We start from the raw sequence: 15,403 nt of genomic DNA on the forward strand, positions 1-15,403 counted from the left end.
GAGCATGAAGAGCGATGCCCTGCGACATCTGCGACACGCCACGGGCGCGGCGATCTCCAGCGGGCCGATCGTCGAGGCGATCCGGGTGATGGCCGCCGGCCCCAGCCCCCGGGGCCGGGAGCGCGCGACCGCGACCCGGCTGGCGGCGTGGGCCCGGAGCCGCTGGCCCGAGCTGCCCTGGAACATCCAGGCGGTCGGGGACGAGGGGGCGAACCTGACGTCCACCGCCGGCGGCGCGGGGCCCGAACTGCTCCTCTACTCCCACCTGGACACCTCCCTGTCCGGTGACGTCGAACACGACCGGTGGGCCACCGGGATCGACGAGGAGCCCGCGCCGTTCTCCGTGGATCCGGAGTCCGGCCTGCTGGCGGGTTTCGGCCTCGGCGTCGCCCGCGCACCCGCCGCCGCGGCGCTGGCGGGATACGTGGCCGCGGCCACGGCCCTGCGACACCACGGCCTGCCACACCGCCTCTCCCTGCTCCTGGCCTCGGGCGGCACGCACTCGTCGCCGTTCGCCCCCGCCGGGCCTGCGGGCATCGACGAGCATCTCCGGTCGCACCCGCTGCCCTCGGCCGCGGTGGTCGCCAAGTGCGGCCCGCGCGGCGTCCTGCACGAGGAGCCTGGAGCGATCTTCCTGCGCGTACGGCTGGGCGGCCCCTACCGGCCGGTGCTGGCCAGGGACGCGGGCGGCGGGCTCCTCGCCAACCTTGGCACCGCCACCGCGATCCTGGAGTCGTGGCGCACCGAGCACGTGGCGGCCAGGGCGGGCGCCGGCCGCCAGCTCGCCGCCGAGGCCGGCATCGGCGCGGTACGGGGAGGGCTCCTGGAGAAGCCCGACCTGCTGCCGGGCGTCGTGGAGCTCCACCTCTACCTGGTCACCGTCCCCGGCGACGACCCCGACGAGATCGCCCGGACCGTACTCGCCAGGATGCGGGCCGAAATCCCCGGCGGGCCACTGGACGGCTGCCGGGTGAGCGTGGACGCGCGGCTGGTCCATCCCGCCGGGGTGACCTCACCCGACGCCCCGGTGATCCGCCACGCGATCGCCGCCTGGCACGACGAGCACGGCGAACCCCCGCCCGCCATCTCCGGCTGGAAGGGCTCGACGGACGGAGTCGTGCTGCGCGGCCACGGGGTCCCGACCGCCAGGGTCGGCCCGGCGGCCGGATCCGACCCGGCCGACCCCCGGCGGGACGTCTTCGATCCGCAGACGCTGGTGCGCTTCGCGCGGCTGTACGCCGGGATCGCCGTCAGGCACGCGCTCGGCGATGTCGAGGGACAGGGCCATCGACATTGAATGTTATGGATGGCAGGATGCTGTCTCGCAATGCAAAATATACTCTCGGCGCCGAGCTTCCATACATAACGCGAGGGAACCAACATGGGTGACGACCCAGTGCCTAGCCTGAAAGGTGTCGCGGGCGAGAACAGAACCCCGGCGATCCAGACCGTCCAGCGGGCCGCGATGATCCTCAGCGCGTTCACGGTGAGCCGCCCGCACCTGACGCTCAACCAGCTCACCGCCAGCCTGGGCACCAGCAAAGCCACCGCGCACCGGTACACCAAGGCCCTGCGCGAGAGCAACCTGCTCCGCTACGACGAGCGCGAGGCACTGTACTCCCTGGGACCGCAGATCCTCACTCTCTCCGCCGCCGCCCGCGTCGGCATGCCCGTGATCGGCATCGCCGGGCCGTACATGCAGCGGCTCGTCAGGGAGATCGACGAGACCGTCGTGCTGAGCGTCTGGGACGGCGACACCGCCGTCGTCGTCCGCGTCGACGACAACACCGACCGCACCATAAGGGTCAGCGTCCGGATGGGCTCGCGCCTCTCGCGGACCGAGTCCGCCCAGGGCCGGGTCTTCTGCGCCTTCCTCCCCCCGGAGGACGTTCCCGGCCTCGAAGCGCAGCTGGCCGCCTCCCCCGAGCTGCGCCAGGAGCTCGTGAAGATCCGCGAGGACAACATCTCGGCCAACACCCCCTCCGTCAACGGCGTGCGCAGCATCGCCTCCCCCGTGTTCCGCGGTCCGGTTCTGCTGGCCGCGATGGCCATCGTCGGCACGACCTCCTCGGTTCCCGCGGGCACCCACTCCCCGCTCGCCGAAGCCCTGCGGCAGACCGCGGCCGAGGTGACGGCCGAGCTGGGCAGGGAGCAGAATTCCCCTGGTCACTGACGTTCCGTGAACACCAGGTGTCCGGATGGCGAACCACATTCACGGTCGAAACCGGAGCCAAGTAGCGTAGGACCCGATGAACCAGCGCACGCTTCTGATCACGTTGACCGGTCCGGACCGCCCAGGCGTGACCTCACGCCTCTTCTCTGTTCTGGCCGGATTCCCCGTTGTCGTCGCCGACGTGGAGCAGGTCGTCATCCGCGGCCGGCTCACTCTCGGCGTCCTCGTCTCCTACGCGGGCGACACACCGACCGGCACCGGCGGCACCCTCGGTGCCCTCTGGACCGCCGTCGAGCGGACCGCCGAAGATCTCGGTCTGCACGTGGAGATGTCCACCGGCTCCGACCCGAAGGAGAAGCGGCGCAGGGGACGGCTCAACGTCACCGTGCTCGGCGCGCCGCTGCAGCCCGCCGCCATGGCGGGCATCTCGGGGCGGATCGCCGCGGCCGGCGCCAACATCGACCGGATCGAGCGCCTGTCCAGCTACCCGGTGACCTGCATCGAGCTCTCCCTGTCCGGCGCCGACCCCGACACCCTGCGGGCCGAGCTGGCCGTCGAGGCGCACGCCCAGCAGGTGGACGTCGCCGTGCAGCGGACCGGCCTGCACCGCAGGGCCAAGCGGCTGATCGTGATGGACGTCGACTCGACGCTCATCCAGGCCGAGGTGATCGAGCTGCTGGCGGCGCACGCCGGTTGCCTGGAGGAGGTCGCCAGGGTCACCGAGGAGGCGATGCGCGGCGAGCTCGACTTCGCCGAGTCGCTGCGCCGCCGGGTCGCACTGCTGGAGGGCCTCTCAGAAGAGGTCTTCGAGAAGGTGCGCGAGGAACTCGTGCTGACCCCCGGCGCCCGCACGCTGGTACGGACGCTCAAGCGGCTCGACTACCGGTTCGCGATCGTCAGCGGCGGGTTCACGCAGCTCACCGATGCCCTCGTGGAGGACCTCGGGATCGACTACTCCGCGGCCAACACCCTGGAGGTCGTCGACGGCGTGCTCACCGGGCGGGTCGTCGGGGAGATCGTCGACCGGCCTGGCAAGGCGCGGGCGCTGGAGCGCTTCGCCCGCGAGGCGGGCATCCCGATCAGCCAGACCGTCGCCATCGGCGACGGCGCCAACGACCTGGACATGATCGCGGCGGCCGGCCTCGGCATCGCGTTCAACGCCAAGCCGGTGGTCCGCCGCGCCGCGGACACCGCGGTCAACGTGCCCTACCTCGACTCGATCCTCTACCTGCTCGGCATCCCCCGCGCCGAGGTGGAGGACGCCGACGCCGAGGACGGCGTCATCACCAACCGCTGAACACACCGGCCCTGGCCGCCTTCGTCCCCCGGACGATCGCGGCTAACAGGTCCTTGGGGCGGTCAGGGAGGCCAACCGTACGGCTTCGGCGCTGAGACCCCGCAGGGCGGGCCACGCGGCGGCGGCGTGCCTGATGCTGCGCCGCAGACCCGTCATCCTGTCGCCCGCCCCCTCGGCCAGTTCGTCCAGGCGGCGGGCGGCCAGCTCGTCCACGTACGCGCCGAGTTCGTCGAGGGCCCGGTCCAGATCGTCAGGCGGCGTTCCCGGCCGGTCCGTCCTGACCCCCTCGGCGGCCCTCTCCAACCGGTCGGCGACGAGGTCGAGGACCGTCACCGTGGGCCCGGCCTCGTTCCCGGGTGGCGGTATCGCGAACAGCGCGAGCGCGTTGTCCCGCAGCCGCCCGGCCACCGTCACCGCATCCCGCAGGCGCCGCGGCGCGCCGCCGCCCGGCTCCTTGTCCAGTCCGTCGAGCGAGTCGGCGAGCCGACCGGTGGCGTCGGACGCCGAGGAGATCCGGACGTTCACCTCCTTGGGGTCCTGGTCGATCAGTGACCGCACCAGCGCGGCGTGCCGATCGAGCATCTCCGCGATGGCGGCGGTCAGCGTGGCCCGGTGCCCCCTGGACCACAGCAGCCGGGCGAAGAGCAGCGCCAGCACGCCTCCGGCGATCGTGAGCACCACCCTGGCCTCGGCCGCGCCCCAGTCGAGCGACAGGGCGAAGTCGGCCAGCATCAGCGAGAGCGGTGTCGCGAGCATCATCCAGTATCCGTAGCTGCACCCGCGCAGTGCGAAGCCCAACGCCGCGCAGACGGAGATGAACAGCGTCAGATACAGATGGCCCGGCGCGACCGCCAGCACCACCGCCCCGGCCACCGCGCCCACGGCCGTGCCCAGCACCCGCAGCCGCACCCGATCCACCGTGTCGCGATAGGTCGGGCGGAGGCTGACCGCCACGGTCACCACGAACCACTTGGCGTAGTGCTCGTGGATCACCATCATCAGCACCATGGCCGCGGTCACCGCCAGGCCCACTCTGATCGGGTGGTAACCGGTCATGATCACCGGTTTTCCCGGCCGTACGAACTTCGGCAGGCGCGGCCCCACCTCGACGCTCTCCGCCACCTGCCGCTCCACCGAGCGCACGGCCATCGCGATCCGGTCCACACACCGGGTCACCTGCCCCAGCAGCGCGGCCGCGGGCAGCGGCGCATCCCCCGCACGAGCGGTTCTGCGGATCTCCTCCACCCTGTCGGCGAACCGCCCGACGGCGGCCGGCGCCCCCGGCATCTCGGCCGAGCCGCCAAGCAGTACCGCCTCTCGCAGCGCGCGGGCCAGCGCCCCGATCGCCTCGTCCAGCTCCCGGGTCCACTCCGTCCCGGCCCTCGCCTCCACGGCCGCCGCGCGCAACACGCGCAACGCGATCGTCTGCTGGAAGATGCGGGTCAGCGTGGCCGGGAGCCGCTCCGACGACCCGTCGTCCTCCCCGGCGACCCGGTAGAGGGAGAGCGCCGCCTCCAGATCCTTGAGCGCGGTGGCGGCCCGGTGGCGCAGCGACTCCCAGCTCTCGTCCGCGAGCGGTGCCCGCCCCCCGCCGGCCAGGAGGTCAGCGAGCGCCGTACCCGCCTCCTCCACGGTCCTGCGCAGCGGCCTGCGGCGGCGTAACGGCCAGATCGTCATGACCATCAGCACGGCCAGCAGGCCACCGCAGGCCGAGGCCCCCATGTGGAACAGAACGCCCATGGTGGAAGAGCCGAAGTAGGTCAAGGTCACGGAGAGGATCGCGGGTATGCCCAGCGCCCGCCAGTAGATGCCCGCCGCCGCGACCAGGCCGACCACCACGGCCGCGATCGGCCACGGGTGGGGGTGGATGAGCGCGCCGAGTCCGGAGCCGAGCGTGACGGTGGCCGTGGTGGTGAGCAACCTTCTGACCCGGTCGCCGTACAGCTGCCCGGGGGCGTCGCCGAAGAGCGTCAGATAGCCGCCCAGAGCCACCGAGGCGCCCTCCGCGAGACGGCCGAGGAGAACGCCGAGCAGCAGCGGGAGGCAGACGACCAGCATGCACAGCAGGCCGTACGTCCAGGCGGGAGGCCCGGAGAGCCGGAAGTCGGCACGCAGCATGTCGACGAGCCTGCGCATGCCACCCCCGATCCCGGGAGCTCCCCCGTGCCTCGTTACGCCTCGTTACGCCCTGGCACTCAGGGCTTCTTGGGACTCCATCTGGCGATCCCGCGACCGGCGTCGAGCTCCGCCCACTCGCCGTCCACCTCGATGACGGCGAACGCCCCTGGCGGGAACCCTGCGTCGCCGTCGTCCTCCTCGGTGAGCTGCCTGATCAGCTCGTGGACGCCGGGGTTGTGACCGACCAGGACCAGCGTGCGCACCTGCGGATCACTCCGCCGGATCAGCGTCAGCAGCTCGTCGGGGTAGGCCTCGTAGACGGCCGGTTCGAAAAGGAGGTCCGCACCGGGAAGGGCCAGGTTCGCGGTCTGCCGGGTGCGCACCGACGGCGAGCAGATCACCAGGTCGGGGCGGAGGCTCCGCGCGGCGAGGGCCTCACCGACCCTGCGGGCGTCGTGCTCGCCGTCGGCGCTGAGGGGACGCTCGCGATCGGCGAGACCCGAGGCGCTGACCGCCTTGGCGTGACGCAGCACGACGAGCGTGCGCGCCGTCATCTCGAAGCCCACATGGCAAGGCCCACGATCACCGCGAACACCGCGGCCATCGCCAGCAGGATGAGGATGAGAGTTCTGCCTCCGGAGGGCTGCTGTTCCATATCGGCCAGTTTCCCACCGAGACGGTCCGCACATGCAGAAGGGGTGCACGCGGCCCGTGCACCCCTTCGTCAAACATTGCTCAGCTGGAGACCTGCTCCGGCTCGCGGTCGCTGTTGTTCTCCTCCGTCGGGGCGATGCCCGCCGAACGACGCTTGGAGATGACCACCGCGGCGATGACGACGCCCACCGCGAGCACCGTGATGCCGATGCGCAGCGTCGGGTTGTCCGCGTAGGCCACCACGGCCGGGGCGATCAGCAGCGCCACCAGGTTCATCACCTTGAGGAGCGGGTTGATCGCCGGTCCGGCGGTGTCCTTGAACGGGTCACCGACGGTGTCACCGATGATGGTGGCCTCGTGGGCCTGCGAGCCCTTGCCGCCGTGGTGACCGTCCTCGACGAGCTTCTTGGCGTTGTCCCAGGCTCCGCCGGAGTTGGCCAGGAACACCGCCATGAGCGTGCCGCACGCGATGGCACCGGCCAGGAACGCGCCGAGCGGCGCGTAGCCGAGGGCGAAACCGACGGCGATCGGGGTCAGCACGGCCAGCAGGCCGGGCGTGGCCAGCTCCCGCAGCGAGTCGCGGGTGCAGATGTCCACGACCCTGCCGTAGTCGGGCAACTCCGTGCCGGCCATGATCCCCGGCTTGGTGCGGAACTGCTCGCGTACCTCGAAGACCACCCGACCGGCCGCGCGGCCGACCGCCATGATCGCGAGGCCGGAGAACATGAACACCACCGCGGCGCCGATGATCAGGCCGACCAGCACGTTCGGGGAGTCGACGCTCAGGCTGAACGTGCTGAAGGAGCCCAGCGCCTCCTTGACGGACGCGCCCGCCTTGACCAGCTCGCTCTCGACCGCCGTACGGAACGCGCCGAACAGCGCGGTCGCGGCGAGCACGGCCGTGGCGATCGCGATGCCCTTGGTGATGGCCTTGGTGGTGTTTCCGACGGCGTCCAGCGAGGTGAGGACCTGGGCGCCCTCGCCCTCGACGTCCCCGGACATCTCGGCGATGCCCTGGGCGTTGTCGGAGACAGGACCGAAGGTGTCCATCGACACGATCACGCCGACCGTGGTCAGCAGGCCCGTGCCCGCCAGTGCCACGGCGAACAGCGCGACCGTGACGTTGCCGAAGCCCAGCAGGAACGCGCCGTAGACGGCGGCTCCGATGACCAGCGCGGAGTAGACGGCCGACTCCAGGCCGACGCTGATGCCGGACAGGATGACCGTGGCGGGACCGGTGCGGGAGCTCTCGCCGATGTCCCGCACCGGACGGCGGTTCGTCTCGGTGAAGTACCCGGTGAGGATCTGGATGGCGCTTGCCAGCACCAGGCCGATGAGCACCGCCCCGATCGCGATCAGGCGCGGGTCGGAGGTGATCGCGGCGATCTCCGGGCTCACCCCGGTCAGCCCGGAGAAGCTGGCCGGCAGGTAGAGGTAGGCCGCGACCGCGACGAGGACGGCCGAGATGGCCGCCGAGATGAAGAAGCCCCGGTTGATCGCGGCCATCGCGTTGCGGTCGCCGGCGCGCGGGGCGGTGACGAAGATGCCGATGATCGCCGTGATCACACCGATCATCGGCACGATCATCGGGAACACCAGTCCCTCGACGCCGAAGGCCACCTTGCCCAGGATCAGGCTGGCGACGAGCATGACCGCGTAGGACTCGAACAGGTCGGCGGCCATGCCCGCGCAGTCGCCCACGTTGTCGCCCACGTTGTCGGCGATGGTGGCGGCGTTGCGCGGATCGTCCTCGGGAATGCCCTGCTCGACCTTGCCGACCAGGTCGGCGCCGACGTCGGCGGCCTTGGTGAAGATACCGCCGCCGACTCGCATGAACATCGCGAGCAGCGCGGCACCGAAGCCGAAGCCCTCCAGCACGGCCGGGGCGCTGCCCCCGTAGGTGATCACCACCACGGCCGCGCCGAGAAGGCCGAGGCCAACGGTGATCATTCCGGCCACGCCGCCGGTGCGGAAGGCGATCCGCATCGCGATCTTCTCACCCGACTCGCGGGCGGCGGCGGCGACGCGGACGTTGCCGCGGACCGCCAGCCACATGCCGATGAATCCGGTCAGCGCGGAGAACAGCGCGCCGACGACGAAGAAAGCCGATCTGCCGATCCGCACGCCGGTCGTCTCCGCCGGGAGGAGGTACAGCAGGAACGGGATCAGGATGACGAACAGCGCGAGCGTCCGGAACTGCCGGGTAAGATACGCCGAAGCCCCTTCCTGGACGGCTCGCGCGATGTTTTGCATACGCTCGGTGCCTTGGCCGGCGGCCAGCACTTCCCGCACCAGTGTGCCGGCGACGGCGAGTGCGAGCAGTGCCACGACGGCGACCACGATCACGATGTTGAAGTGGTAACCACTCAGGGATACCGCTGGCTCTTCGACAGCGGCGAGATGGAGCACAGACATCCGACTCTCCTTGGCAAGACGGGAACACGTCCTGCCCGGAGTGCGCTGCCGAAGTGGTTAGACGAGCGGAGCGGCGCACATCCGGGATGGTTGGCAGTGCCGCTTCCAGTTGCAGACCCCCACGGAGGACGGCTCGCGTGCGGGCCGCTCCGAAGGATAAACCTTGGCCGGTCCCGGGAGTCTACGCAGCGAGGACGCGGATATGAAGCCTCTGCCTGCGGACAATTGACGCCGAGTCCAGCACCTTTTACCGACCGGCCTGCTTATAACGGCATTTCGCCTGTCACACCTACCCCACCAGCCTCTGTTTCCACCCAATTTCGGGTGGGAAAAATCGTGGTTATGTTTTGTCTAAAACTGGGCTCCGCACGACGAACAGCCGGGCGTGTCCAGATGGACACGCCCGGCTGTTCGAAGTCTTCTGTCAGGCCGGAGACAGGCCGTTCGTCGCCGCGGGCCAGCTCATGCGGATGCACATGCCCTTCTGGCTCGGGTAGACCTGAACATCGTCGGCCAGTCCCACGATGACCGCGATGCCGAGGCCGGACATCAGATCATCGGGAAGTTGCCCGAACGGATCGTCGAACCCCAGGAGGGCGCGATCCTGCTCCAGTTCGTCACTGGGGGCGGAGTCGGTGACGGTCACCTCGAAGCGCCCTGAGTCATCACGTAGCTCGATACGGATCGGCTCTCCCGGACAGTGGAGGCGGTGCGCCTCCACGGCCCGCGAGCACGCCTCACCGACAGCGAGCCGTACCTCGTCCAGCAACGACTCCTGCACACCGGTGCGTCTGGCGATCGCCGTGGCGACCAGACGCGCCGTGCGCACGTGCGCGGGGAGAGCGCTGAACGTCAGTTCGACGGTAGCCACGACTACTTGTCTCGACCGTGAGCTTCCTTGGCTTCATCAACCGAGGCGTAGATACCGAAGACCTTCGTCAGCCCGGTGATCCGGAAAATCTTCAGGATGCGCTCCTGAGTGCAGACAAGCTCCAGTGAGCCATCGTGCGCCCTAACTCGCTTGAGCCCGCCGACCAGGACACCAAGGCCCGTGGAGTCAAGGAAGTCGACCTTCTCCATGTTGACGAGCAGGTGGAAATTCCCCTTGTTGACCAGGTCGATCAGGAGCTCACGCAATCTGGGCGCGGTGTAGACATCAATCTCACCCTCGACCTCAACGATGGTGAGACGGTCCTCGGAATGGTGGTCCAACTTCAGATCCACAGATCCTCCAGCGCCTTGCCTGCGAAAGTACCGATTCGAGCATGCCCTCCTGGGACCGGATGACCCCCGGACGACAAGCCCCGACGCGCGGCATTCAACCATGCGTACGCTCAGTGTCTATACGAAATCACGATTCCCGGCGACTCTGCCCACAGATGTGAGACTGAAACCAGTGACCCCGCCCTCATCCTCGCCCCTCCGAGCGGGTAACGCCCTCAATCGCCTGCTCGATGTTCCCGCACGTCGCGCGCGTGTCACCCATGTGGAGCACGTTCCCGCACGTCAGGCCGGTAAGACCCGGTGGCCGGACTGGGTTGACCAGCGATTGGTTACGCGCTGGGCGAACCACGGCGTTTCTGGCCTGTGGCCGCATCAGGCCGAGGCCGCCGAGCTGGCCCACCGTGGCCAAAACGTGATCATCTCCACCGGGACCGCCTCGGGCAAGTCCCTCTCCTACCTGGTCCCGGCGCTTTCCGCGACGCTCGACGGCGGCACGATCCTCTACCTGTCCCCCAGCAAGGCTCTGGCCGCCGACCAGCTCCGCACGCTGCGCGAGCTCGACCCGCCCGAGCTCCGTGCCGCCACCTATGACGGCGACACCTCCTTCGAGGAGCGGACCTGGGTACGCAGGCACGCCAACTACGTCCTCACCAACCCGGACATGCTCCATCGCGGCCTGCTGCCCCGTCACGCCCAGTGGTCGGCCTTCTGGCGGCGGCTCCGGATGGTCGTCGTGGACGAGTGCCACGGCTACCGAGGCGTGTTCGGCTCCCACGTCGCCCAGATCCTGCGCCGCCTGCGCCGGATCTGCGCGCGCTACGGCTCACACCCGACCTTCCTGCTCTCCTCGGCGACGGCCAGCGAGCCCGGGGCCTTCGCGAGACGTCTGACAGGCCTCCAGATGGCCGAGGTGACCACGGACGCCTCTCCCCGAGGCTCGACCACCTTCGCACTGTGGGAGCCACCCCTGACCGATCTGCGGGGCGAGGGCGGGGCACCCGTCCGCCGCCCCGCGACCGCCGAGAGCGCGGACCTCCTGGCCGACCTCGTCGTCTCCGAGGTGCGGACCCTGGCCTTCGTCCGCTCCCGGCGGGCCGCCGAGTCCGTGGCCCTCACCACGCGGGCCAGGCTCGGCGACCTCGTCGCCGACGGGAGCGTGCCCGCGGACCTGCCCGACAAGGTGGCGGCCTACCGGGCGGGCTATCTGGCCGAGGATCGCAGGGGGCTGGAAAAGGCACTGCGTTCGGGCGAGCTGCTCGGCCTGGCGACGACCAACGCCCTGGAACTCGGCGTCGACGTCTCCGGGCTGGACGCCGTGCTCATCGCGGGGTGGCCGGGAACCCGGGCCTCACTCTGGCAGCAGGCCGGGCGGGCCGGAAGGGACGGGCAGGACGCGCTGGCGGTGCTGATCGCCAGGGACGACCCCCTGGACACCTATCTCGTCCACCATCCCGAAGCCCTGTTCGGCAGGCCGGTGGAGACGATCGTGCTCGATCCCGGCAATCCGTACGTGCTGGGCCCCCACCTGTGCGCGGCGGCCGCCGAGATCCCGCTGACCCACGACGACCTGGACATCTTCGGCCCCACCAGCAAGGAGGTGCTCGCGGACCTGGTCGGTGACGGGCTACTCAGAGAACGCGCCGCGGGCTGGTTCTGGACCAGCAGGGGACGCGCCACCGATCTCGCCGACATCCGCGGGTCGGGCGCCGCGCCGGTCCAGGTCGTCGAGATGTCCACCGGACGGCTGCTCGGCACCGTGGACGAGCCCTCGGCTCACTCCACCGTGCACGCCGGCGCCGTCTACGTGCACCAGGGAGAGACGTTCCTGGTGGCCGAACTCGACCTGGAGGCGGGGGTCGCGCTGGTCGAGGCCGGGGCCCCCGACTACACGACCTTCGCCAGGGATGTCACCGATATCTCGGTCATCGAGTCCCTCAGCTCGCACCCCCTCGGTCCTGGAGAGCTCCACTTCGGCTCGGTGGAGGTGACCAGCCAGGTCGTGGCCTATCTCAAGCGCCGGGCCCAGAGCGGCGAGCTCATGGGAGACGAACCCCTCGACCTGCCCCCGCGCACGCTGCGGACCCGCGCCGTCTGGTGGACGCTGCCCACCTCGGCGATCATTCCCTTGATCGAGGACGGCCTGGACCTCGGCGGCGCCGCGCACGCGGCCGAACACGCCTCCATCGGCCTGCTGCCGCTCTTCGCGACCTGCGACCGCTGGGACATCGGAGGCGTCTCCACCGAACTCCACGCCGACACGGGGCTGCTCACCGTCTTCGTCTACGACGGGCACGAGGGCGGCGCCGGCTTCGCCGAGCGCGGTTACGCCCGTGCGCGCGACTGGCTCACGGCCACCCGCGAGGCCATCGCCTCGTGCGAGTGCGAACGCGGCTGCCCCTCGTGTATCCAGTCCCCCAAGTGCGGCAACGGCAACGAACCCCTCGACAAGGCCGGAGCCCTCCGCCTGCTGGCCGTCCTGCTCTCCTCCGACGAGCCGCGGATGTGAGGGCCGCGGAACACACCGGCAGCGGGCCGGGGCACCGGTCTGCCGGAGACTGTGACGGATCAGCTCATATCGGGGGTGAAGCGATGCCCCGAGGGTGAGAGGCCATCGCGATCTCGTCGCTCGTCGTCGTTACGGTCCTCGGCCCAGAAATCGGTCGCGCCGGGCTGCGGGCGCTCCCAGAACCCGCTGTCCTCCATGGAACGGGGCGCGGGCGGAAGGTAGTCGTCCCACCGGTCAGCCGTCCGGGCCGCGGCCTGGCCGACATCACCGGCCTCGGAGAGCGGCACTGCGCCGGGAGCGGGACCCGCGTCCGGCCGTCCAGCGTGACCTGCCTGCCCGGTCTCCGCGTACTCGGCCTCCGCGTATTCAATCTCCGCGTGCTCGCCCTCCGCGTGCTCGCCCTCTGCCTGACGGGTCCCCGCCCGCTGTGCCTCCGTCTCGCGGTCAGCGGCTCTCCGAACCGAGGCCAGCCGAACCGAAGCCGGCTGAACCGAGATCGGCTGAACCGGGACATCCCTGATCGAGATGCGCTGAGCCGGGACGCGCCGGGCTGGAGCCGGCTCGGCCGAGACGTTCCGCTCCGGCACGAGCCGATCCGGGGCAGACCGATCCGGAGACTGCCCGGGAGAGTGGGGGCGGACCGAAGCACGGGAATCGGGCGACGGGCTCCCCGGGGCCAGGCCGGTCTTGACCACGGCGAGAATGACCGCGGGACGCCGTGGATCGACAGTGACAGCGGTGCCGCCCTTGCCCGCCACACCACCCCTGCCGCCGCTGCCGGTCGTGCCACTCCTGTCCGCCGTACCGCCTCGGCCCGCCGTCCTGGCGTCCCCCTTCGAGTCCCTCCCACCGAGCGGCTCGGGCATGAAGGGCGTGGTCTGCCCGTCGCTCCCTCCACCACGGCGCCTGTCTCCGCCGGCGGAACCGTCCCCCGCGGCCAGTAGCCTGCGACGGATCCAGGCGCCACCGTGCGCGCCGAGAAGCAGCAGGACGAGAGCACCGGCGATGAACACGCCGTACTGACTCATACCGCCGGTCGGTACGTCAGATGACCCTGCTGTGGTGTTCGTATTCGGGGCGGAGTCCGCCTCGGTCTCGCCGGCCGCTCCGGAGTCGGGGGCACTGTCCGCGCCTTCCTTCTTCTCCCGATCGCCGCCGGTCCCCTCATTCGTCTCCTCGGCCGGCTCGGCGACCGACAAGGTGGCGTCGCCGCCGTTCTCCGCCTTTTCCGAAACCCCGGGCTTCTCCGTTGGCGCGCCCGCTGTTCCCGACGGCCGATTCGAGGCCGCCGTGGGCTTCTTCGCGGGCAACTGCGGAAGGTCGTGGACTCCGGCCTGCTTGTTCTCGCTCCTCTTCCCGCTTTTCTCGGTGTTCTGCCGACTGCCCGTGTCGCTCTGGTGCGATCCGCTCCGGGTGCCGGAACTCTCCTGGCCACCGGTTTTCCTGCCGCTCTTCGCCACCGTGGCCGCCGGCACCTTCACCGAGGCGCCGGCCGAGTTACCTGAGGAGAGCGTGCCGCCACCGCCGTTGCCGCGCAGGGCCCGCACCGTGAACCCGATCCGCTGTCCGGCCGCCTTCCCCGGAACGGCCAGGGTCGCCCTGCATGAACCACCGGAACACGCGCTGCCCACCCGCACGGACCCGACCCTGCCGGTCCGGCTCGTGGAGATCACGTAACCCTGCAGGTCGGGCTCGGCACCCCTGCTCCATCTGACGACCACCTGCTTGCCGTACAACCGGACGCTCACCCCGCTCGGCGTCGCCGGAGGAACGGCCTGGACCAGGGTCCTGCTGGTCTGGTGCCATTCGGCTCCGAGCACCTTGCCCCGCTGTTCAAGCCTGATCCGGTAACTGCCGTTCCGGTGATAACGAGGATTCCAGGCATAGGAGACCTTTTGATCTCCCTTCGCCACCTGCCTGCCATTGACGAAAAGGACCGCGTCGAACAGAAGATCGACTCTGCCGGAAAGGATCACTGTGCTGTTGGAGGTCACCCGGGACGGGACCTTCAGCCGCGCCACGGCCTGCGCCGGATTCGCGGCGGTGAGCACGAAGAACATGGATATGATCGGCGCGATCACCGCCATGGCGACCAGTCTGCGAACTGTTGTCACGACGTTTCCCTTCGTCGAGAACCGCGCGCCAGCCGGCCATCCGCCACCCGTACGGTCACCCGGCGGCCAGACCGTTCCCCCCTCCCGACCGGCTCGCACCGGCTCCGCCCTCCGGCCCCGAGATCGCGAGACCGCCCGATGATGTCGTGTGACCTGGCGATTCGCATCTCACCCTCCCCAGGCCGATCGGGAAACAGCACGGATCACCGGTAAGCGGCACCTTACGTGAGCTTTCGGACTCTTGGACACGCCGTCCAAGAAGTCGTGATTTTATTGCGACCTTGTTTCCCGAAGGCTTCGTACACCCGGTTTCCCGAAGGCTTCCGTCCGCCGATTCTCGGTGTCCGTCTGTGCGGAGCAGTGCTCTGCCGCGTTGCCGTCGCGGCGTTTCCTTGCCGGGGGCTCCCATTTCATCGGCGCGTGCCCGGCGCGGATGTCTGTTCCTGCCGCATCCGCCCTTTGAAGCCGTACTCAACTGCTTTCCGGTCGGCTCCCATCGGATTCCTGACGTGCTTTCCTTCACCGGCCTGAATCAGCAATGTGGACAGGGCCGGCACGTGCCCTGGCGTTGATCGCCACCTCTCCCTTCAGGGGAAGCGAGACGTCCATGGTCACCTCGATCTCCGCGATGCCGTCATTTCCCACGGAACAGCGGATGACCCTGACCCCGTTGTCCACAGCGAGCAGGGAGGCCCTTGCGCAACTCCGGTCCGGGTCCGCGAAAGCCAGCCGAGCGGCGGTGAGCGCGCTCAGGTCGGCGGCACTCTGCGCTCGGTGGCGCGCGACCCGAGCCGTGCCCGCGACCATGACCGCCGCCGCGACCGCGAAGAGCAAAGCCATGAGCCCGACCGTCCAGATGGTGGCCGACCCCCGCTCAGCCCTACCGTCATCCATATCCTGCG

Annotated in this window: 11 protein-coding genes; 4 read left to right on the top strand and 7 right to left on the bottom strand. The window is 70.0% G+C overall.

The features are described from left to right. The first annotated feature begins 4 nt into the window (after window positions 1-4). The 3 genes from ACWD3H_RS23200 (at window position 5) to serB (ending at window position 3,470) form a co-directional block, all read left to right on the top strand. Entirely contained in the window at window positions 5-1,297 is a 1,293-nt protein-coding gene (locus ACWD3H_RS23200; protein ID WP_451956430.1) for a hypothetical protein, read from the top strand. An 84-nt stretch (window positions 1,298-1,381) separates the two neighbouring features. Beyond that, the gene (locus tag ACWD3H_RS23205; protein ID WP_350958991.1) at window positions 1,382-2,173 is read left to right on the top strand and encodes an IclR family transcriptional regulator; all 792 of its coding nucleotides are present in this window, start codon (window positions 1,382-1,384) and stop codon (window positions 2,171-2,173) included. A 76-nt stretch (window positions 2,174-2,249) separates the two neighbouring features. Beyond that, complete coding sequence (serB, locus tag ACWD3H_RS23210) at window positions 2,250-3,470, top strand: phosphoserine phosphatase SerB (protein WP_350930256.1); 1,221 nt, start codon at window positions 2,250-2,252, stop codon at window positions 3,468-3,470. 42 nt (window positions 3,471-3,512) lie between these two features. Here serB and ACWD3H_RS23215 read toward each other — a convergent pair whose 3' ends face one another. From ACWD3H_RS23215 to ACWD3H_RS23235, 5 genes are all read right to left on the bottom strand, one after another. After that, window positions 3,513-5,606 (bottom strand): FUSC family protein, encoded by a 2,094-nt coding sequence (locus tag ACWD3H_RS23215; RefSeq protein WP_451956431.1) that lies wholly within the window; start codon window positions 5,604-5,606, stop codon window positions 3,513-3,515. A 59-nt stretch (window positions 5,607-5,665) separates the two neighbouring features. Continuing rightward, window positions 5,666-6,142: a SixA phosphatase family protein gene (locus ACWD3H_RS23220; RefSeq protein ID WP_451956432.1), complete on the bottom strand. Its 477-nt coding sequence runs from the start codon at window positions 6,140-6,142 to the stop codon at window positions 5,666-5,668. A gap of 181 nt (window positions 6,143-6,323) precedes the next feature. Further along, entirely contained in the window at window positions 6,324-8,657 is a 2,334-nt protein-coding gene (locus tag ACWD3H_RS23225; RefSeq protein WP_355550633.1) for a sodium-translocating pyrophosphatase, read from the bottom strand. A gap of 424 nt (window positions 8,658-9,081) precedes the next feature. Continuing rightward, on the bottom strand, window positions 9,082-9,528 hold the full coding sequence (locus ACWD3H_RS23230) for an ATP-binding protein (RefSeq protein ID WP_355550635.1): 447 nt from the start codon (window positions 9,526-9,528) through the stop codon (window positions 9,082-9,084). Window positions 9,529-9,530: 2 nt separating this feature from the next. Then, complete coding sequence (locus ACWD3H_RS23235; protein WP_030916965.1) at window positions 9,531-9,881, bottom strand: STAS domain-containing protein; 351 nt, start codon at window positions 9,879-9,881, stop codon at window positions 9,531-9,533. Window positions 9,882-10,104: 223 nt separating this feature from the next. Here ACWD3H_RS23235 and ACWD3H_RS23240 point away from each other — a divergent pair, with 223 nt between their 5' ends. Then, entirely contained in the window at window positions 10,105-12,387 is a 2,283-nt protein-coding gene (locus ACWD3H_RS23240; protein ID WP_451956453.1) for a DEAD/DEAH box helicase, read from the top strand. A 59-nt stretch (window positions 12,388-12,446) separates the two neighbouring features. On the opposite strand, the gene ACWD3H_RS23245 is transcribed toward ACWD3H_RS23240, so the two are convergent. Further along, complete coding sequence (locus ACWD3H_RS23245; protein ID WP_451956433.1) at window positions 12,447-14,501, bottom strand: hypothetical protein; 2,055 nt, start codon at window positions 14,499-14,501, stop codon at window positions 12,447-12,449. Window positions 14,502-15,020: 519 nt separating this feature from the next. Continuing rightward, entirely contained in the window at window positions 15,021-15,395 is a 375-nt protein-coding gene (locus tag ACWD3H_RS23250) for an Rv3654c family TadE-like protein (RefSeq protein ID WP_451956434.1), read from the bottom strand. Between the last annotated feature and the right edge of the window lie 8 nt (window positions 15,396-15,403).

Source organism: Streptosporangium sp. NPDC002607 (assembly GCF_053592655.1).